At 67.3% G+C, this 18,664-nt stretch carries 20 protein-coding genes; 2 read left to right on the top strand and 18 right to left on the bottom strand.

From position 1 onward, the window contains the following. Positions 1–175 precede the first annotated feature (175 nt). Genes der through BST47_RS18620 form a run of 6 tightly spaced genes read right to left on the bottom strand, consistent with a single transcriptional unit; the run spans position 176 to position 5,448 of the window. Positions 176–1,591, bottom strand: a complete 1,416-nt coding sequence (gene der / locus BST47_RS18645) for a ribosome biogenesis GTPase Der (protein WP_083127132.1) — start codon at positions 1,589–1,591, stop codon at positions 176–178. After that, entirely contained in the window at positions 1,588–2,271 is a 684-nt protein-coding gene (gene cmk, locus BST47_RS18640; RefSeq protein ID WP_083127131.1) for a (d)CMP kinase, read from the bottom strand. Before cmk ends, der begins: the two co-directional genes overlap by 4 nt. Further along, complete coding sequence (locus BST47_RS18635) at positions 2,268–3,011, bottom strand: pseudouridine synthase (RefSeq protein ID WP_083127130.1); 744 nt, start codon at positions 3,009–3,011, stop codon at positions 2,268–2,270. The genes cmk and BST47_RS18635 overlap by 4 nt, the downstream gene beginning before the upstream one ends. Beyond that, positions 3,004–3,744, bottom strand: a complete 741-nt coding sequence (gene scpB / locus BST47_RS18630) for an SMC-Scp complex subunit ScpB (RefSeq protein ID WP_083127129.1) — start codon at positions 3,742–3,744, stop codon at positions 3,004–3,006. Before scpB ends, BST47_RS18635 begins: the two co-directional genes overlap by 8 nt. Continuing rightward, positions 3,734–4,588, bottom strand: a complete 855-nt coding sequence (locus BST47_RS18625; RefSeq protein WP_420094046.1) for a segregation/condensation protein A — start codon at positions 4,586–4,588, stop codon at positions 3,734–3,736. Before BST47_RS18625 ends, scpB begins: the two co-directional genes overlap by 11 nt. Then, entirely contained in the window at positions 4,588–5,448 is an 861-nt protein-coding gene (locus BST47_RS18620; protein WP_083127128.1) for a ParA family protein, read from the bottom strand. The genes BST47_RS18625 and BST47_RS18620 overlap by 1 nt, the downstream gene beginning before the upstream one ends. 129 nt (positions 5,449–5,577) lie before the next feature. Between BST47_RS18620 and BST47_RS18615 the strand changes: the two genes are divergently transcribed. After that, positions 5,578–6,330, top strand: a complete 753-nt coding sequence (locus tag BST47_RS18615; RefSeq protein WP_083127127.1) for an O-methyltransferase — start codon at positions 5,578–5,580, stop codon at positions 6,328–6,330. Positions 6,331–6,337: 7 nt separating this feature from the next. Here the strand turns inward: BST47_RS18615 and xerD are convergent, their stop codons facing one another. From xerD to BST47_RS18585, 6 genes are all read right to left on the bottom strand, one after another. Beyond that, positions 6,338–7,285 carry a site-specific tyrosine recombinase XerD gene (gene xerD, locus BST47_RS18610; protein ID WP_083127126.1) on the bottom strand — a complete coding sequence of 316 codons (948 nt, stop codon included), beginning with the start codon at positions 7,283–7,285 and terminating at the stop codon, positions 6,338–6,340. Next, complete coding sequence (locus BST47_RS18605) at positions 7,282–7,902, bottom strand: NUDIX domain-containing protein (protein WP_083127125.1); 621 nt, start codon at positions 7,900–7,902, stop codon at positions 7,282–7,284. Before BST47_RS18605 ends, xerD begins: the two co-directional genes overlap by 4 nt. Continuing rightward, complete coding sequence (locus BST47_RS18600; RefSeq protein WP_083127124.1) at positions 7,895–9,670, bottom strand: CTP synthase; 1,776 nt, start codon at positions 9,668–9,670, stop codon at positions 7,895–7,897. The genes BST47_RS18605 and BST47_RS18600 overlap by 8 nt, the downstream gene beginning before the upstream one ends. A 118-nt stretch (positions 9,671–9,788) precedes the next feature. Continuing rightward, positions 9,789–10,730 (bottom strand): copper transporter, encoded by a 942-nt coding sequence (locus BST47_RS18595; RefSeq protein WP_083127123.1) that lies wholly within the window; start codon positions 10,728–10,730, stop codon positions 9,789–9,791. A gap of 8 nt (positions 10,731–10,738) precedes the next feature. Continuing rightward, positions 10,739–11,923 (bottom strand): putative cytokinetic ring protein SteA, encoded by a 1,185-nt coding sequence (gene steA, locus BST47_RS18590; RefSeq protein WP_083127122.1) that lies wholly within the window; start codon positions 11,921–11,923, stop codon positions 10,739–10,741. Between the two features lie 91 nt (positions 11,924–12,014). Beyond that, the gene (locus BST47_RS18585; RefSeq protein WP_083127121.1) at positions 12,015–12,392 is read right to left on the bottom strand and encodes a VOC family protein; all 378 of its coding nucleotides are present in this window, start codon (positions 12,390–12,392) and stop codon (positions 12,015–12,017) included. Positions 12,393–12,423: 31 nt separating this feature from the next. Between BST47_RS18585 and BST47_RS18580 the strand changes: the two genes are divergently transcribed. Next, positions 12,424–12,999, top strand: a complete 576-nt coding sequence (locus tag BST47_RS18580; protein WP_083127120.1) for a TetR/AcrR family transcriptional regulator — start codon at positions 12,424–12,426, stop codon at positions 12,997–12,999. Positions 13,000–13,002: 3 nt separating this feature from the next. On the opposite strand, the gene recN is transcribed toward BST47_RS18580, so the two are convergent. From recN to BST47_RS18550, 6 genes are read right to left on the bottom strand one after another with little or no spacing between them, the layout of a single operon-like run. After that, on the bottom strand, positions 13,003–14,763 hold the full coding sequence (gene recN, locus BST47_RS18575; RefSeq protein WP_083127119.1) for a DNA repair protein RecN: 1,761 nt from the start codon (positions 14,761–14,763) through the stop codon (positions 13,003–13,005). Continuing rightward, the gene (locus BST47_RS18570) at positions 14,763–15,686 is read right to left on the bottom strand and encodes an NAD kinase (RefSeq protein WP_083127118.1); all 924 of its coding nucleotides are present in this window, start codon (positions 15,684–15,686) and stop codon (positions 14,763–14,765) included. The genes recN and BST47_RS18570 overlap by 1 nt, the downstream gene beginning before the upstream one ends. Next, positions 15,683–16,492, bottom strand: a complete 810-nt coding sequence (locus BST47_RS18565) for a TlyA family RNA methyltransferase (RefSeq protein WP_083127117.1) — start codon at positions 16,490–16,492, stop codon at positions 15,683–15,685. Before BST47_RS18565 ends, BST47_RS18570 begins: the two co-directional genes overlap by 4 nt. 7 nt (positions 16,493–16,499) lie before the next feature. Then, positions 16,500–16,676 (bottom strand): hypothetical protein, encoded by a 177-nt coding sequence (locus BST47_RS30765; RefSeq protein WP_165799820.1) that lies wholly within the window; start codon positions 16,674–16,676, stop codon positions 16,500–16,502. Positions 16,677–16,684: 8 nt separating this feature from the next. Further along, positions 16,685–17,707, bottom strand: coding sequence for an HAD-IIA family hydrolase (locus tag BST47_RS18555; protein ID WP_083127115.1), 1,023 nt, complete (start codon positions 17,705–17,707; stop codon positions 16,685–16,687). 1 nt (position 17,708) lies between these two features. After that, positions 17,709–18,494, bottom strand: a complete 786-nt coding sequence (locus tag BST47_RS18550; RefSeq protein ID WP_083127114.1) for a tetratricopeptide repeat protein — start codon at positions 18,492–18,494, stop codon at positions 17,709–17,711. Positions 18,495–18,664 lie beyond the last annotated feature (170 nt).

Raw genomic sequence — 18,664 nt, 5'->3', positions numbered from 1 at the left:
CGGGCGACCAGGGTCATCGGACGCGTATTCAGAGACGCGGACAACACCATCGGTCAAGCACGTAGCGAGGCTACCCAGCGACAACGACGCCAAGCAGGGTTGGAATCAGCGTGATTTTGAGGAAATTCGGCGCGCAAACGACCCCTCAGGGGGTGTAGGCGCGCCCGATTCGCCACTATCGAGACCGTGAGCCGCGCTTCTCGCGCACCCGCACGTTGATCCGGATCGGGCTGCCCTCGAATCCGAACGTCTCGCGCAACCGCCGCTCCAGGAACCGGCGGTATCCGGCCTCGAGGAACCCGGTGGTGAACAGCACGAACGTCGGCGGCCGAGCCGTCGCCTGGGTGGCGAACAGGATCCGCGGCTGCTTACCGCCGCGCACCGGTGGCGGGGTCGCGGCGACGATCTCCTTGAAGAACGTGTTCAAGCGGCCGGTGGGCACGCGGGCGTCCCATGATTCCAGTGCCGTCTCCAGGGCGGGCACCAGCTTCTGCACCGCGCGGCCGGTCATCGCCGAGATGTTGACCCGCGGCGCCCACTGCAGCTGCGACAGTTCCCGGTCGATCTCCTTTTCCAAGAGATAGCGGCGGTCCTCGTCGACCAGGTCCCATTTGTTGAACGCCAGTACCAAAGCCCGGCCGGCCTCGATCACCATCGACAGCACGCGCTGGTCCTGCTCGGTGAGCGGCACCGACGCGTCGATCAACACGATCGCGACCTCGGCGGCGTCGATGGCGCCGTGCGTGCGTACCGACGCGTAGAACTCATGCCCGCTGGCCTGCCCCACCTTGCGACGCAATCCCGCGGTGTCGACGAATCGCCAGAGCTTGCCGTCCATCTCGATCAGCGAGTCGACCGGGTCGACGGTCGTGCCCGCGACGTCGTGTACCACCGAGCGCTCTTCTGCGGCAAGACGATTCAGCAGCGAGCTCTTGCCGACGTTCGGCTTACCCACCAACGCGACGCGGCGTGGTCCTCCCCCGCCCGAGGCAATCTCCGACACTGTCGGCAGCTCGTCGATCAGTTTGTCGAGCAGGTCGGCCACTCCGCGACCGTGCATCGCGCTGATCGGGTGCGGCTCACCTAGCCCCAGCGACCACAGGGCCGCGGCGTCGGCTTCGCCGCGTTCACTGTCAACCTTGTTGGCCGCCAAGAAGACTGGTTTGCCGGATCGCTGCAGCAGTTTCGCCGCGGCCTCGTCGGCCGCAGTCGCGCCCACCACGGCATCGACCACGAGGATGATCGCGTCGGCGGTACGCATCGCCACCGACGCCTGCTCGGCGACCAGCTGTTGCAGGCCCTTGGCGTCGGGTTCCCAACCTCCGGTGTCCTGTACGACGAAGCGGCGTCCGAGCCAGTTCGCGTCATAGGAGACCCGGTCCCGAGTGACACCGGGAACGTCCTGCACCACCGCCTCGCGACGGCCCAGAATCCGGTTGACCAGTGTCGACTTGCCGACGTTGGGCCGCCCGACCACGGCGACCACCGGTGGCGGCGCCGCGGCCTCCTCGATCGCCTCGGCGACGTCCTCGGCCCCGAGCTCCCAATCACTCTCGTCGGACCACGTGCCATCCGAATCCGGGTCGCTCATTTCGACGCACCGGCGCGCTGCTCGGCGAGCTCGGTCAGATGCGTGACCACCTCGGACTCGGTCATGTCACTGGTGTCGACCACCACCGCGTCGTCGGCGGCACGCAGCGGGGACACGGGACGGGTCGAATCCAGATGATCCCGGCGCTTCACGTCAGCGAGCACTCTTTCGTAGTCATCCTCACGCCCGGCGGCGACGTTCTGGTCGTAGCGACGCCGCGCCCGCTTCTCTGCCGACGCCGTGAGGAAGATCTTGAGATCGGCGTTGGGCAGCACGACCGTCCCGATGTCGCGGCCTTCGACAACGACGCTACCCGGCCCTTCCGCGAGCTCGCGCTGAAGCCCGACGAGCCGCGCGCGCACCGCGGGCACCGCCGATACCGCGGACACCGCCTTCGTCACCTGATCACCACGGATCTCCCGCGAAACATCCTCTGCGTCAAGGTAAGCCTTGTCCTCGTCGGGGTCGTAGCCCACCGACAACGGGACATCCGCGGCGACCACCTCGATCGCAGGCGTATCGGCCAAGTCGACACCGGCTCGCACGACGGCCAGGGTGACGATGCGGTACATCGCTCCGGTGTCCAGGTAGCGCGCCCGTAGGGCACGCGCCAAACCCCTTGACACCGAGGACTTTCCGGTGCCGGCAGGACCGTCGACCGCGATGATCAATCCGCTCACATCCCCACCGCCTTGTACAACGTGCCAAGCTCCTTCTGGGTCAGCACCCGGATGGTGCCCGGCCGCTGATCCCCCAATGACACCGCCCCGATTTCGGTGCGCACCAACTCTTTCACCGGGAAACCGACGGCCGCAAGCAGCCGACGCACGATCCGCTTGCGGCCTTCGTGCAACGTGACCCGCACCAACGTCTTGCCGGGCACGGTGTCCACGACGGCGAAGTCGTCGACGCGCGCGGGGCCGTCGTCCAGTTCGATCCCGTCACGCAGCTTGCGCCCCAGGCCGCGCGGCACCGTGCCGATCACCGTCGCCAGGTACGTCTTGGGCACTTCGTAGGACGGATGCATCAGGCGGTGCGCGAGCTCGCCGTCGTTGGTCAACAGCAGCAGGCCCTCGGTGTCGGCGTCCAGCCGGCCGACGTGAAACAGCTTCTTGTTACCGCGAACCCGGTGCTCGACCAAATCGCCCACGCACGGGCGCCCCCGGTCGTCGGACATCGTCGAGTGCATGCCCTTGGGCTTGTTGATCGCCAGGTGAACCAAGGTGTCGTCGACGGTGACCCGGGCGCCGTCGACCCGGATCACCGAGACGTCGGGATCCACGCGGGTGCCCAGTTCGGTCACGATCCGATCGTCGACCTCGACCCGCCCGTCGAGGATCATCTTCTCGGCGACCCGGCGCGATGCAATTCCGGCCTGCGACAACACTTTCTGTAAGCGCACGCCCTCAGATTCAGCCATCCGCGTCTTTGTCCAAATCGAAATTCGTCGGCGCCTGGGCCGCAGGCGCACCGCTGAGCTTCATGAAACGCGGCTCCTCGTCCAGTGTTTCGCTCAGGTCGTCGATCACGTCGACGTCGGGCAACAGCGGCGCAATGTCCGGAAGGTCGGCCAACGAGGTCAAGCCGAGCCGCTCCAGGAACAGTTCGGTGGTCGCGAACGTCACCGCGCCCGAGTCGGGGTCGACGCCCGCCTCGGTGACCAGTCCACGCGCGAGGAGCGTCCGGATGACCGCGTCGACGTTGACGCCGCGCACCGCGCTGACCCGCGCGCGCGTCACCGGCTGGCGGTAGGCCACCACGGCCAGTGTCTCGAGCGCGGCGCGCGTCAACTTGGATCGCGCGCCATCGAGCAGCAGCCGCTCCACGTAGGGCGCGAACCGCGCGCGCGTGTACATCCGCCAACCACCGCCTGCCTCGCGCAGATCGATCCCGCTTTCGCGGTCGCGCAGTTCCCCGGCCATCGCCTGCAGCTTGGCCCCAACCCGGTAGGCGGGCTGCTCGGTCGCGGCGGCGAGCTGCTCGATCGTCACCGGCGTGTCCACCACCAGCAGCAGCGCCTCCAGCACCGACCCGAGCTCCGAATCCTCCAACTCCGGCGCGTTGGCCACATCGATGCCGAGATCCAACCCCTCATCGAGGTCCGTCTCGACGGGCGTGTCGGTCGCGACGTCGGTCGGAGTGTTATCCGTCATAGTGGTCTTCTTCCACCGCCAGGTGTTGATGGGTAGGCCGTTCGCCGGTCCACGAAATCTGGAGCGCACCAAGCGGTTCTGGTTGTTCGAATGCTACTGCCTTGGCCCGGTACAGCTCGAGCAGCGCCAGGAAGCGGCCGACGATCTCTATCGGTGCCGCACAGTCGGCCACCAGGTCGCGGAACGACGCCCACTGTCCGACGCCGCGGCCCTCCAGCAGCGCCATCAGGTTACTGACCTGCTCGGGCACCGATACCCCCACCTGGTGCAGGTGCTCGAGCGCGACGGTCGGCACCGGCCGCGGGGTGAGCGCCGCCGCCGCGATCTGGGCGAACGTCTCGGCGTCGACGCCGATCATCACCTCGGGCAACAGCTCCTGAAAGCCCTCTTCCAGCGCCACCGCCCGCGGATAGCTGCGCAGCGCCGCGGACTCGAGTTCGGCGAACATCTCCGCGACGTGCTTGAACGCCCGGTACTGGAGCAGCCGGGCGAACAGCAGGTCACGGACCTCGAGCAGCGCCAGATCGTCCTCGTCGTGCACCTCCCCAGCCGGCAGCAGCCGGGCCGCCTTGAGGTCCAGCAGCGTGGCCGCGATCACCAGGAACGTCGTCGTCTCTTCCAGCTCGAGCTGGACGCCGATTTCCTTGGTGTACACGATGAAGTCGTCGGTCACCTGGTGCAGCGCCACCTCGGTGACGTCGAGGCGATGCGCGAAGATCAGCTGCAACAGCAGGTCGAACGGGCCTTCGAAATTGCTCAGCCGAACCTGAAAGCCCGCCTGCTGCGACCGGTCGGCATCTGGTGTCGCAGTGTCGTCGGTTCCGGCCTCGGTCACCGCTTCGATCACGCGCCGAACCGGTCGATGACCTCGCGCGCCAATGACCGATATGCCTCAGCACCAACGGATTTCGGCGCCCACGAGGTGATGGGTTCACCGGCGACACTGGTTTCGGGGAAGCGCACCGTACGGGTGATGACGGTGTCGAACACCAGGTCGCCGAATCTTTCGAGAACTCGGGCCATGACTTCGCGCGAGTTCACGGTGCGCGGGTCGTATCGGGTGATCAGGATGCCGCCGATGGACAGCTTCGGGTTCAGCCGGTCGTGCACCTTGTCGACGGTATCGGTCAGTAGCGCCAGCCCGCGCAGTGAGAAGAACTCGCACTCCGTCGGGATGATCACCACGTCACTGCACGCCAACCCGTTGACGGTGAGCAGACCCAGCGACGGCTGGCAGTCGATCAGGACGTAGTCGTAACGGTCCAGCACCGGGTAGAGCGCGCGGGCCAACGACTGTTCGCGGCCCACCTCGTTGACCAATTGGATCTCGGCGGCCGATAGGTCGATATTGCTCGGCACGAGGTCGAGATTCTTGACGCGGGTGTTGATCAGCACGTCGTCGATCGACACCCGCGGTTCGATCAGCAGGTTGTGGACCGTGTGCTCGAGTTCGTAGTGCGGCACGCCCAGGCCCGCCGACAGCGCGCCCTGCGGATCCAGGTCGACCAGGAGCACGCGGCGCCCGTACTCGGCGAGGCTGGCGCCGAGGTTGATGGTCGACGTGGTCTTGCCCACCCCGCCCTTCTGGTTGCACATCGCGATGACCTTGGCCGGACCGTGCGAGGTCCTCGGTTCGGGTATGGGGATGGTTCGCGGTGGACGGCCGGTCAAGCCGAGGCCGGCGACTTCGTCGTCGTCAGCCATGCCGACCGTCGCTGGTCAGGCAAGACGTAGGCATGGCGGACATCCGGGCAAGTTTAACGGGAGGTGACTGCCTGGTCTGCCAGACCCGCAGGCAACTTTTTCCCCGACATCCCGCCTAGGCTGGTCCACGTGAGCCTCAAGCGCCGCATCCCCTTCCTGCGTTGGTCGTTCCTGCGGCTGGCGGTCGGGTCCCGCAACATCACCAAGACCGGTCAGATCGGCGACGGACGCGAACAGGCCGCCGTCGACTACGTGGTGGCCAATGCCCGCCGCGGCGACATCGACGACGCGATCGCCAAGATCGACGAGTTCGCCTACGAGAAGTCGTTCCTGATCAACATCGGGGACGAGAAGGGCGAGCTGCTCGACGCCGCCGTGCGCCGCGCCGACGCCAGGTTGGCACTCGAGCTCGGCACCTACTGCGGCTACGGCTCGCTGCGGATCGCCCGCGCGGCGCCGGGAGCCAAGGTGTTCTCCGTCGAGCTTTCCGCCGCCAATGCCGGGGTGGCACAACGTATCTGGGAGCACGCCGGAATCGCCGACCGGGTGACGTGTGTGGTCGGCACGATCGGTGACGGCGGTAAGACACTCGACGCGCTTGCCGGCGAGCACGGCTTCACCACAGGATCGCTGGATCTGCTGTTCGTCGACCACGACAAGGCCGCCTACCTGCCCGACCTGCAGGCCATCCTGGACCGCGGCTGGCTGCACAAGGGATCCATCGTGGTCGCCGACAACATGCTGATCCCGGGCTCCCCGAAGTACCGCGAGTACATGCGCGAGCAGCAGGGCAAGCTGTTCGCCACGGTCGAGCACAAGACGCACGGCGAATATCAGACGCTCGCCCCCGACCTCGTGCTCGAGTCGGAGTACCTGGGCTAGCCCGACCTCAGTGCGCCCGCGGGTGCGCGCCCGCCCACACCTCGCGCAGCGCCGTCACCGTGACCATCGTGTAGATCTGCGTCGTGGTAACCGACGCGTGGCCGAGCAACTCCTGCACGACGCGGACGTCGGCGCCGCCGTCGAGCAGGTGCGTGGCGAACGAGTGCCGCAGCACGTGCGGCGACACCGCCGACGTGATGCCCGCCCGTCCGGCGGCGTCCTGAAGCACCTGCCACGCACTCTGACGTGAAAGCCGTCCGCCCCTGGCGTTGAGGAAGATCGCCGGGGTTCCGCGTCCGCGGCGGGCCAGCTCCGGCCGTCCGCGCACGAGGTAGGCGTCCAACGCCGTGACAGCTGGCCGGCCGACGGGCACCAGACGTTGCTTGCCGCCCTTGCCGCGCAGCAGCACCGACCGTGCCTGCGTGTCGATGTCGTCCACGTCAAGGCCGACGGCCTCCGAGATGCGCGCCCCGGTCGAGTAGAGCAGTTCCAGCAGTGCCCGGTTACGCAGCGTGAGCGGGCCGTCAGCCGCACTGTCACCGCCGGCGCCGTCCAGCAGGGCGAGCACCTCGTCGATCGACAGGCTCTTGGGCAGCCGTCGGCTCGGCGTCGGCGGTTTGACGGCCGCCGCCACGTTCAGCGCGGTGAGACCCTCGGCCTCTGCGAAGCGGTGCAGCCCGCGGACCGCGATCAGCGCTCGTGCGGCCGAAACCGCGGACAGCGGGACAGTTCCGGCGTCGGGATCGCCACGGCGCAGCGCGACCAAGAAGTCGCTGACGTCAGACTCGGTCACCTTCGCCAGGTCGTCGATGCCGCGCAGGGTCAGATGGTCGGAGTAGCGCCGCAGATCTCGGCGGTAGGAGCTCAGGGTGTTGGCGGCGACGCCGCGCTCGATGGTCAGGTGGTCGAGGTAGCCCTGGAGCTGGTCATCGAGGGCGGGGCGAAAGGTCGTCATTGCGCGGCCTTGCGTTCCGCCAGCCTGTGCGGGCGGTCAATCCACGGCGCGTCAACGGGCCGCAGCTCACCCGTGTTCGGCATCGCGTGTGCGGCCAGGATGCCCGCCACCGCAAGCGAATTGACGATCTCGCCGGCGAACACCATCCGCACCGCCTCAACCAGCGGGAACCACTTCAGCTGCAGATCGGCTTCCTCGTCGTGGGCCTCGGGCCGTCCGACATTGGTTAGCCCGGTCGCCAGATAGACGCGCACGCTCTCGTCGGTGAAGCCCGGCGTCGACACGAGATCGGCAAGAACACGCCAATCCGACGCGGCGAGGCCCGCCTCCTCCGCCAGCTCCCGCGCCGCGGTCAGCTGGGGCGCCTCGCCACCCAGATCCAGCAGGCCCGCGGGCAGCTCCCACAACCGACGGCCGATCGGGTGCCGATACTGGTAGACCATCGCGACGTTGTTCTCGTCGTCGAGCGCGACGATGCCGACCGCCCCGTAGTGCTCGACGACTTCGCGTTTGGCGATGTTGCCGCCGGGCATGCGCACTTGATCGGCGCGTAGTGCGAAAATGCTCCCGACGTAGAGGATTTCGGAGTCAACGGTCTCGAAATCGTGTTCAGCCACGAGCTTCCGTTTTTTGCAACTCGGTATCGCGCAACTGTTGTCCGACCTCGTCGGCGTGCTCCGATCCGTTCGCGTGCTCCGGAATCTCCATCCCGGGAAGTCGCTCCTCGGCCTTGTAGTCCAGCGCCGCGCCGACGAACGCGACGAACAGCGGATGCGGCCGCGTCGGCCTGCTCTTCAGCTCCGGGTGCGCCTGGGTGCCGACGATGAACGGATGCACGTCGACGCCGTACTCGACGAACTCGACGAGGTGACCGTCCGGCGACGTCCCGCTGAACCGCAGTCCGCTCTCGGCGATCCGGTCACGATACGAGTTGTTGACCTCGTACCGGTGCCGATGCCGTTCGGACACCTCGCGAGCACCGTAGGCCTGCGCCACAATCGAATTCGGCTCCAGCACCGCCGGATACGCACCGAGGCGCATGGTGCCGCCGAGGTCGGCCTCGCCGGCAACGGCATCGCGCTGGTCGGCCATCGTGGAGATGACGGGGTCGGGAGTCTTCGGATCGAACTCCGCCGAGTTGGCCTCGGTGATGCCCACGGAGCGCGCCGCCTCGATGACGATGCACTGCAATCCGAGGCACAACCCGAAGACCGGCAGCCCCCGTTTGCGCGCGTACTGGATGGCGCCGATCTTGCCCTCGATGCCGCGGATGCCGAAACCGCCCGGAATCAAGATGCCGTGGACATCTCCGAGTGCAGCGGCCGCACCGCCATCGGATTCACAGTCGTCGGAGGCGACCCAACGCATCTCCACCTTGGCGTGGTGGGCGAAGCCGCCCGCCCGCAACGCCTCGGCGACCGACAGGTAGGCGTCGGACAGATCGATGTACTTGCCCACCAATGCGATTCGCACCGTCTCGCGCGGTTCGTGCACGCGGTGCAGCAAGTCGTTCCACTGCGTCCAGTCGACGTCGCGGAAGGGCAGGTTCAGCCGGCGCACCACATAAGCGTCCAGTTCCTCGCGGTGCAGCACCTTGGGAATGTCGTATATCGACGGGGCGTCCGGCGTGGAGATGACACCGTCGATGTCCACGTCGCACATCAGCGCGATCTTGTTCTTCAACGGTTCGGGCACGTCGCGGTCGCACCGCAGAATCAACGCGTCGGGGCTGATGCCGATGCTGCGCAGTGCGGCCACCGAGTGCTGCGTCGGCTTGGTCTTCAATTCGCCGGACGGCGCCATGAACGGCACCAGCGAGCAGTGCAGAAAGAAGCAGTTCTCGCGGCCGACCTCGTGGCGCACCTGGCGGGCGGCCTCCAGAAACGGCAGCGATTCGATGTCGCCGACGGTGCCGCCGATCTCGGTGATCACCACGTCGGGACGGTGCCCGGCGGGATCCGGGTCGGCCATCGCCAGGATGCGCCGCTTGATCTCGTCGGTGATGTGGGGAATCACCTGCACGGTGTCACCGAGGTACTCGCCGCGGCGCTCCTTGGCGATCACCGATGAATAGACTTGCCCCGTCGTGACATTCGCCGACCCGTACAGGTTGCGATCGAGGAACCGCTCGTAATGGCCGACGTCGAGGTCGGTCTCGGCACCGTCCTCGGTCACGAAGACCTCGCCGTGCTGGAAGGGGTTCATGGTTCCGGGGTCGACGTTGAGGTAGGGGTCCAGCTTCTGCATCGTCACCTGCAGGCCGCGCGCCGTCAGCAACTGTCCGAGGCTGGATGCGGTCAGGCCTTTACCGAGGGAGGAAACCACACCGCCGGTGACGAACATGTGTTTCGTGGGGGCCTGCGGGTGCTTGCGTAGTGCTGGCAAGAGCAACCTCCGTGACAACGCGGCAGGGGCTCGCTGTGAATAGCTGGGGCCTGCCGACCCACGGAACCCAACCCTAACACCGACGCCGACAAGCCGTCGCTGACGCGCCGCCGGCAGATTATTGCGGGATGGTTACCGATGCGGCGCCCTGGCCAATGCCGTACTGGCCGGGCTTGCCGCCGGCGATCAGGTCGCCGAGGGCCAGCACGGAGGTGATCCGGCCGGACTCCGAATCGATGTCGTCGATGGTGCTGACGGCGGTGCCCAGCGAGGCATCCGACCTCGCCACGGCCACCGCGGCGGTACCGGAGGCCGACCCGTCGCGTCCGGCCAGCACCGTGCCGGAGCCGTGCGGAGCCATCCCAGCCGCGAACCTGGCGACCGTGGAGCCCTGGTTCCCCGCGTCCTCGGGCAGCGCGCCGCCCGTCACGATCAGTGCGGTGTCGGCCGGGCCGATGCGCTCGGTGCCGTAGGTGATGAAGCCGGTGTCGCGCAGCGTCGCCAGCACGGTGTCGCGCTGCATGTCGTCGACGACGGACACCTTCGGGTCCCTGTTGATCAGCAGGCTGATGCCGAGCAGATCACCGGCCTGTGAGCCCTGATCGACCGACGTGGTGCTCAGCTGTTTCCCCGCGGGCACGATCGGCGAGTTGACCACCGACAGCAGTTTCTCGGACGAATGGGCGTTGACGAATTCGGGTGTCAGGCCCACGGTCCCGGCGACGGTTCCGCCGGCCTCGGACACCAGGCGCGCCAGTCCCTCGACGTCGTCCTGTGCCGCGTCCGGCGTACGGAAAATCACCACCGACTTTCCCTTGAGTGAGTCCCGCAAGATTCGGGGCGCCATTTGGGAATCGAATTCCCCTGCTGCGCTCAGCTTTTCGTTGATGGCGTTCTTGTCATCGGTGAGCGCGTTGATCTGGTCCTGGAGTTCGGCCTTGTCGGCACGCAGGCCCGACAACACCGTGTCGGAGAGCAAGCCGGATCCCAGCGCGACCCCGATGGCCAACGCAAGGAACACCGCTGCGAGTGAGATCGCGTGTGAGCGCAGGGAAATCATTTCATCCCCTAGGTGACCCAGCCCTGAACCCAGAGCGCGAACCGGTTCCAGTAGTCGACGACCCAATCGACCAGCGCAGTATCGGCTCGGGACACCCACAGCGCGACGATCACCGCGACAAGCATGGCAAGGACGAGCAATGCGATGGCCCCGCCGGAGACCCGGCTGCGATACAGCGTGGCGACGGCCCTGGCGTCGACCAGCTTCTCCCCCACCTTCAGGCGCGTGAGGAAGGTCGACGGGTTGCTCTGCTGGCGCGACCGGTCGAAGAACTCCTCGATGCTTGCGCGGTGGCCCGCGGTCACGATCAGCGAGGCGCCGTGGTGATCACACAGCAGCAGCGCGAGGTCGGCGGCCGATCCGGCAGCGGGGAACGTCATTGCCCCGACACCGAGGTCCTGAATCCGCTCGAGACCCGCGGCGTGCCCGTCGGCGTCGGCGGGCAGCACGACCTGCGCGCCGCAACGCAGCGCGTCGGCGCTGATCCGGTCCGGGTCACCGACGATGAGCTGCGGACGGTAGCCGGCCTTGCGCAGCACGTCGGCTCCGGTGCCGACACCCACCAGCACCGGTTGGTACTCCTTGATGAATGGCTTGAGGGCCTTCAGGTCGGCAGCCGAACTCGGCTCCTCGGCCACGATGACGACGTGGCGGCGGTTCATGTCGACGTCGATGTCGGGGATGCCGATGCCGTCGATCAGCAGCGGGCTCTCGCTGCGGATGAACTCGATGGTGTTGCCCGCGAAGGCCTCCAGGTGTGCCACCAGCCCGCTCTTGGCCTCGTGCATCAGCTCATGGATTTCGTGGTCGGAGCGCTCGGCGCCGAGGATCAGGCGACGGTCACCGGAGTAGACGCCGCCCTCGTGCAGGCGCACCCGCGCGCCGTCCTTGACCTTCTTGAAGACCTCGTCGCCGGTGTCGTCGATCAGGGTGACACCGTTGGCGACCAGCACCTCGGGACCGAGATTGGGGTACCGCCCGGAGATCGACGGCGACGCGTTGACGACCGCGGTGACGCCGGCCTCGACGAGAGCGTCCGCGGTGATCCGGTCCAGATCGAGGGCGTCGAGGACGACGATGTCCCCGGGGTTGATGCGTCTCAGCAATCGATCGATGTCGCGGTCGACGCGGGCTGTGCCGGTGATGCCCGGGCGAGAGCTGGCATTGCGGGATAGCAGCGCTGACATCTTCATGCGGCGATTCTGTCGATAGCCGCGGCGTCTCTGTCGGAGGCGCGCCGTAACATGCGCCTCAGAGTTCACTTCAGTCACAACTGCAACACAATTAGGCGTACGGCTGGAACACCTCGACAAGGTTGCCCGCCGGGTCCGGCACGAGCGCCTGCCGTCCGCCTCTGCCGTCGATCACATCGATCCTCAAGTCCGCGCCGACCTTTCGCATTTCGGCGACCGCCTCATCGAGATCGTCGACTTGAAGCTGAAATCGGTTCCAGCCACCCGGTTCTGGTCGACTGCCATCGGCGAGCGTCTGGCCGGCGCCGCCGGCCCCGGGCGAGTTGAGCAGGAGCCGCAACTCTCCGCGGTTGAGCATCGCAAACCCCGGCGCAGGCCGCATCGCGACCTCGAACTGGAATACGGATGTGTAGAAGTCCACCGCAGCATCGACATCATCGACGATGTAGCGAACGCTGATCTTATTCATCTGTGCACCTCCTAGGGTTTATGATACACATATGTCCCAAAGATCGCAGCCCGATCCGCGCGTCGGCCACTCGCGACGGGTGATATGCCGGGCCGCGCTCGAAGAGTTCGCGGAGACGGGATACGCGGGCTTCCGGATGGAGTCGGTGGCTGCGCGAGCGCGAGTCGGACGCAGCACGCTGTACCGGCACTGGCCCGATAAGGCCGCGTTGATCGCCGATGCGCTGGAGACCCTCAATGTGCAACCGAACCCCGACCGCGAACTCGTCGCCGGCACGGCCCGGCAACGCGTCGAGTTGCTGCTGAGCCATCTGGCCCGCGCACTCAACGACTCGCCGGTGGCAGCGTGTATCCCCGCCCTGATTCAAGCGACGGAAAACGAACCGGCCATTCGCGAGTTCTTTCACCGCTATTCGGCTCAGCGGCGCCATCGCCTGACCGACGCCATCGCGGCAGGAGTAACCGATGGGCAGTTCCCGGCACGCGTCGATGCTGAGGCCGCCTCCGCGGCGCTGTCCGGCGCGGTGTTCTACCGACGACTGATGACGGCTGACGTAGCCGATGCCGAGTTCATCGGCGCATTGCTCGACACCGTTCTCGGGGACTGATCCCTAGCCGCTATCGCCTCTGTCTTGCTGCGCCGCCTCCAGTAGTTCACGGGCATGCGCGCGGCCGCTGTCGGATTCGCCAAGGCCCGCCAGCATCCGCGCGAGTTCGGCCACGCGGTCGTCGTCGTCCAACCGATGCACGCCGCTGGCCTTGCCCTTTCCGCCGCTGGAAACCATCAGGTGTACGTCGGCGTAGGCGGCCACCTGCGGCAGGTGAGTGACGACGATGACCTGGTGCGTTCTGGCCAACCGGGACAGTCGACGCCCTATCTGCACCGCCGCCCGCCCACCCACTCCCGCGTCCACCTCGTCGAAGACCATCGTCGTGCCCTCGGTCGAAGCGGCCAGCACGACCTCGAGCGCGAGCATGACGCGCGACAGCTCACCGCCGGACGCGCTCTTGTTCAGTGGAAGCACATCCATGCCGCGGTGCGCGGCGAAGCCGAACTCGACGGCGTCGACGCCGTACTGGCCTGCGTGAGCCGTCACACCCGGGGACACGGTCAGTGGTGCGGTGTCATCGACGCGTGCGGCCAGCGGCGCCACCGACACCGTGAACTCGGCGTCGGCCATCGCCAGCCCCGACAGTTCGGCGGTCACCGCCTTGGACAGCCCCTTGGCCGCTTTGGTCCGCGCCTTGGTGAGGTCGTTGGCGGCGACGACGACCTCGTCGTGCAGAGCGCGGACCTGACGTTCCAGATCGGCGAGCGCCTCCTCGGACACGTCGAGCTGCGTCAGCCGCTCCCGAGACTGGTGCGCCCACTGCAGCACACCGTCGATGTCGGCAGCGTACTTGCGCGTCAGCGTGCGCAGCTCGCTCTGCCGCAGCAACTTCGCTTCCAGGGTGCTGGCGTCACTGGGCAGCGCCGCCAGATAATCGCCGAGTTCGCTTGCCACGTCGCCGATCACCGCAAGGGCACCGTCGAGTTGTGTGCCCAGCGCCCGCAGCGTCGTATCCTCAGTCGCCTCCAATGCCGACTTCGCCTGTCCCGCAGCGCCGAACGCGGACACGGTTTCGGGCGACGGATCGTCGTCGCCGGTCAGCGCCGCCCGTGCGGTCTGCGCCGCTTCCCGGACCGCGTCCAGTTCCGACAGCCGCTGGATGTCAGCGACGAGCTCGTGGTCCTCACCGGGTTGCGGTGCAACGGTGTGAATCTCGTTCAGCGCGAACTTGAGCTGGTCGGCTTCTTGGGCGAGTTCGCGCGCCCGCTGCGTGCGGTCGACGAGGTCGCGGCGCGCAGCCAGCCACTCTTCGCGCAGCTTCTGGTACCGCTTGAGCGGCTTCTCGATGTCGACGAAACGGTCCAGTGCCCCGCGTTGCTCGTCGGGGCGCATCAGCCGCAGCTGATCGTTCTGACCGTGCAAGGTGAGCAGTTCGGTGGTGAAGGTTCCCAGCGATTTCGCGGGCACACTGCGTCCGCCGAGGAAGGCCCGCGACGGGCCGTCACGAGCGACGGAGCGGGCAGCGATGACACTGCCATCGTCGTCACGCTCGGCCCCCGAGGAATCGAGGATCTCGTCGATCTGGGCCGTAACGTCTTCTCCCAGTTCACTTGTCGTGAACCGGCCCTCGACGACAGCGCGGGGCGCACCCGACCGCACCCGCGTGGCATCCGCGCGCGCACCGCCGAGCAGGTGCAGACTGGTGACCACCATGGTCTTGCCCGTGCCCGTCTCGCCGGTGAGCACGGTGAGACCGCGACCGAACTCGGCGGTCGCGGTGCTGATCGCGCCGAGCGACTCGATGCGTATCTCGGATAGCACTACTGCCCGCGCCACCCTGTGACCGGCAACCGGAACTTGCGCACCAGGCGGTCAGTGAAGGGCGCGCTGTCCAGGCGCACCCATTTCAGCGGTGTACCACAGCGGGTCACTTCCAGCCGGCCACCCGCAGGTACCACCATCTCTCGACGGCCGTCACAGAACACCAACGCGTCGTGGCCAGTCGCCTCGACCTCGATCGCGATGGACGCGTCGGGGCTGGTGACCATCGGTCGGGCGAACAGCGCATGAGCGTTGTTGGGCACCACCAGAATTGCCTCCAGATCGGGCCACACGATCGGCCCGCCCGCGGAGAAGGCCCACGCCGTCGATCCAGTGGGCGTCGCGACGAGCACGCCGTCACATCCGAATGCCGACACGGGACGTCCGTCGACTTCGAGTACGGCACCGAGCACGCCCAGCCGCGGCCCCTTCTCGAGGCTGGCTTCGTTGAGTGCCCAACCGCGGTCGATGATCTCGCCCTCGGCGCGCACGACGACGTCGAGCGTCATCCGCTCCTCGACGCGGTAGTCACGCTTGATGAGGTGGTCGAGCACGGAGTCGATGTTCTCGGCTTCAGCCTCGGCGAGAAAGCCGATGCGCCCCAGATTCACACCCAGAACCGGGATTTCGACGTTGCGAGCCAGCTCGGCTCCGCGCAGGAAACTACCGTCGCCACCGAGGACGAGAACCAGTTCGCAGCCTTCGGCGACCCCCTCTTCGGCGTCGACGACCTCGATTCCGGATCCGAGGGCCCGCGCGTCGTCGGGCGACAGGTGTTCCGGTGCGCGGTCCACAGCCTCCGCAGACAGCACTCTCAATCGAATCCCGTTGTCGCCGAGTACTTTATGAACGCGGCGCGCGACGTCGGTGGCCTCGTCGCGACCCGTGTGCACGACCAGCAGGATGTTGCGTTCGGCACTCATTGCGGACCCCCGGCCACGGCTTGGAGCACCGCCTGTTCGAGCGACTCCCCCTGCAGTGGATCGTCGGTCCGCTGTCGCAGTCGCAAGAAGTATTCGACGTTGCCGGAAGGACCGGGCAGCGGGCTGGCGGTGACGGCCACGGTGTGCCACTGCAGTGCGGCAGCGCGGCCGGCGACGCTGAGCACCGCTTCGGCACGCAATTGGGGATCTGCGACGACGCCGCCGGCGCCCACGCGATCCTTGCCGACCTCGAATTGCGGCTTCACCATGGGAACGATATCGGCGTCGGCTTTGGCGCACGACGTCAGTGCCGGGAGCACTGTTGACAGCGAGATGAACGACAGGTCGGCGACCACCAGGTCGACCTGGCCACCGATGGCGTCGGCGGTGAGTTCACGCACGTTGGTGCGCTCCATGACGGTGACGCGTGCATCGTTGCGCAGCGACCAGGCGAGCTGTCCGTAGCCGACGTCGACGCCGACGACCTCGCGGGCGCCGCGATCGAGCAAGACTTCGGTAAACCCACCGGTGGAGGCGCCGGCGTCCAGGCACCGGCGGCCGTCGACGTCGATCTCGAAGGTGTCGAGTGCGCCGATCAATTTGTGGGCGCCGCGCGATACCCAGGCGCGTTCGCCGGAGTCGTCGACCGTGAGTGCGGCGCTGATCGCGATGGCGGTGGCGGGCTTGGCGGCGGGCATGCCGTCGATGCTGACGCGCCCCGCGCCGATCAGCTCGGCTGCCTGCTGGCGGGAGCGGGCCAGGCCGCGTCGCACCAGCTCGGCGTCAACACGTGCCCGCCGTGCCACGAGAGGGTCAGCCCTTCTCGACCGATTCGAGCGCGTGGACCAGCAGCTCGTGCGCCTCCTCGAGGCGCGCGGCGATGACGTCGATCTCGGAGTCGGCGATCTCGACTCCCTCCTGCGCGGGGTCGGGCAGGTCAGCCAGCAGCTCCGCGATCTGGGCGCGAATTTGGTCCGGGTCGGTACTCATGTCGTTGTTCACGCTAGCCGATCGGCGGGGGTGAGCACGGACCATGGCTCCAGGGCCTGTCGCGCGGTGTCGTCCCCCGCCGAAATCGTGAAGGGACGGCCGTCGAGGTTCGCATCCCAGACTGCGCTGGCAGTCGCACGGACGACCGACAGTGCGTCGCCGCGGTCCTGCCCGGTGGCATGGACAACCACGTCGGATGCGCCGATGTCGATGCGCCACGCGGGATGCGGTTCGACGCGCAGAATGTCGGCGCGGGCGTACAGCGAGCGCAGGTCGGCCGCCAGGTAGTCGGGCCGCTCCGAGGCCCCCGCCCGGATCATGTCCCCGGCTGTGCTGACACCGGTCAGGACCATGAGACTCGGCAGGTCGGCCGCCTTGGCCCCGGCGATGTCGGTATCGAGGCGGTCCCCGACGACCAGCGGCGCGGAGAACGTGCCGCGGGCCAACGCGTCGCTCATCAGCGTGGGCTGCGGCTTGCCCGCCACCTGGGGCTCCTGGTTGGTCGCCGCCCGCAGGGCCGCGACCATCGATCCGTTGCCGGGCAGCAGACCTCGCTCCGACGGCAATGTCAGATCGACATTCGCCGCGACCCAGAGTGCACCGTTGCGAATCGCCAACGCCGCTTCGGCAAGGTCAGACCAGCCGGTCTGCGGGGAATGACCCTGCACGACGCCGACGGGCCCGTCGGAGAACTGCCGCACCGGTTCGAGCCCCGCCCGTCGCACCTCGTCGGCCAGCGCGTCGGTGCCGACGATGAGAACCGCTGAGCCGGGCGGCAATTGGGCCGACAGTAGATTCGCCGCGCTCTGCGCACTGGTGACGACGTCGTCTGGTTTGGCCGCGAAACCCAGTTCCTGCAGGTGCTGGGCCACCTCGGCCGGGCTGCGCGACGCATTGTTGGTGACGTAAAGCGTGCGCGAGCTGACCGTCGAGAGTGTTTCGACCGCGCCTTCGGTGGCTTCGTGCCCGCGGAACACCGTTCCGTCAAGGTCGAGCAGCAGGCAGTCATGGTCCTGCACAAGGGCGCTCACGTCAGCTCAGCTCCGTGATCCGGTCTTCGGCGTCGGTCAGTCCCTCGACGTCCGCGGCCGCGGCGCTGATGAACCATTGCAGCGCTTCCTCGTTTCGGCCGAGCGCCAGCAACGTCTCGGCGTACACGTAGAAGAGCCGCGCGGCGGTCTGACCCTTTCGCGTCCGATCCAGCTGCGGCGCAGACAGAATGGCGATCGCCTGTTCATGTTGACCGAGGTCCGAACGGGCACCGGCGGCGACGATGCGCATCTCGTCGGCGTCGTCACCGGTGAGTTCTGCGGCCTCGGGGCTGCGGGCGAGTTCGATGGCCTTTTCTGGACGTCCGACACCGCGTTCACAGTCGGCGATGAGCGGGAGCAGGGCCGACTTGCTGCCCATGCGGCGGGCCGCGCGCAGTTCAGCCAACGCCTGGGCCCAGTCGCCACATTGATAGGCGGCGATTCCGACGGCTTCACGGACCGCGGCGATGCGACCAGAACGGGCGCGTGCCGCGCGTGCGTGAGCCAGGGCGGTTTCGGGATCCTCGTCGAGCAGCAGGCCGGCGGCGATGAGATGTCGCGCGACCGTATCGGCGGTGCTCTTATCCAAAGTCGTGAGTTCGCCGCGGATTTCGGGTGCCAGCTGTTTGGCTTCGATGTCGGCGGGAATCGGCGGGCCGTCGTCCCGCGGCGTTTCCCGCGCCTCGGACCGCGGTTGGGCGCGGCGGGCCCGGTTGGGACCCGATGAGCGCGGCGGTGAAGACCGAGGGTCGCGCCCGCGGTTGTCGCCGTTTCCGTCGTGAGCCACGTATGCCTTTCTACCCGATCACGCGACTATTGAGAATTCGAAATCAATTGTCGCAAATAGAATCACCCCCCACGCAATTGTGGGGGGTGATCCTAATTTGTGTTCGGCGGTGTCCTACTTTTCCACCCGGGTTGGGTAGTATCATCGGCGCTGGCAGGCTTAGCTTCCGG

Source organism: Mycolicibacterium tusciae (assembly GCF_002086795.1).
Classification (GTDB): Bacteria; Actinomycetota; Actinomycetes; order Mycobacteriales; family Mycobacteriaceae; genus Mycobacterium; species Mycobacterium tusciae.
This window is presented reverse-complemented; position numbering and strand designations above follow the sequence as displayed.

Bases quoted from the DNA above. Each gene is read 5' to 3' on its own strand.
- der (WP_083127132.1), bottom strand. From the start codon at position 1,591: ATGAGCGACCCGGATTCGGATGGCACGTGGTCCGACGAGAGTGATTGG.
- BST47_RS18635 (WP_083127130.1), bottom strand. From the start codon at position 3,011: ATGGCTGAATCTGAGGGCGTGCGCTTACAGAAAGTGTTGTCGCAGGCC.
- scpB (WP_083127129.1), bottom strand. From the start codon at position 3,744: ATGACGGATAACACTCCGACCGACGTCGCGACCGACACGCCCGTCGAG.
- BST47_RS18620 (WP_083127128.1), bottom strand. From the start codon at position 5,448: ATGGCTGACGACGACGAAGTCGCCGGCCTCGGCTTGACCGGCCGTCCA.
- xerD (WP_083127126.1), bottom strand. From the start codon at position 7,285: ATGACGACCTTTCGCCCCGCCCTCGATGACCAGCTCCAGGGCTACCTC.
- BST47_RS18595 (WP_083127123.1), bottom strand. From the start codon at position 10,730: ATGATTTCCCTGCGCTCACACGCGATCTCACTCGCAGCGGTGTTCCTT.
- steA (WP_083127122.1), bottom strand. From the start codon at position 11,923: ATGAAGATGTCAGCGCTGCTATCCCGCAATGCCAGCTCTCGCCCGGGC.
- BST47_RS18585 (WP_083127121.1), bottom strand. From the start codon at position 12,392: ATGAATAAGATCAGCGTTCGCTACATCGTCGATGATGTCGATGCTGCG.
- BST47_RS18580 (WP_083127120.1), top strand. From the start codon at position 12,424: ATGTCCCAAAGATCGCAGCCCGATCCGCGCGTCGGCCACTCGCGACGG.
- BST47_RS18570 (WP_083127118.1), bottom strand. From the start codon at position 15,686: ATGAGTGCCGAACGCAACATCCTGCTGGTCGTGCACACGGGTCGCGAC.
- BST47_RS30765 (WP_165799820.1), bottom strand. From the start codon at position 16,676: ATGAGTACCGACCCGGACCAAATTCGCGCCCAGATCGCGGAGCTGCTG.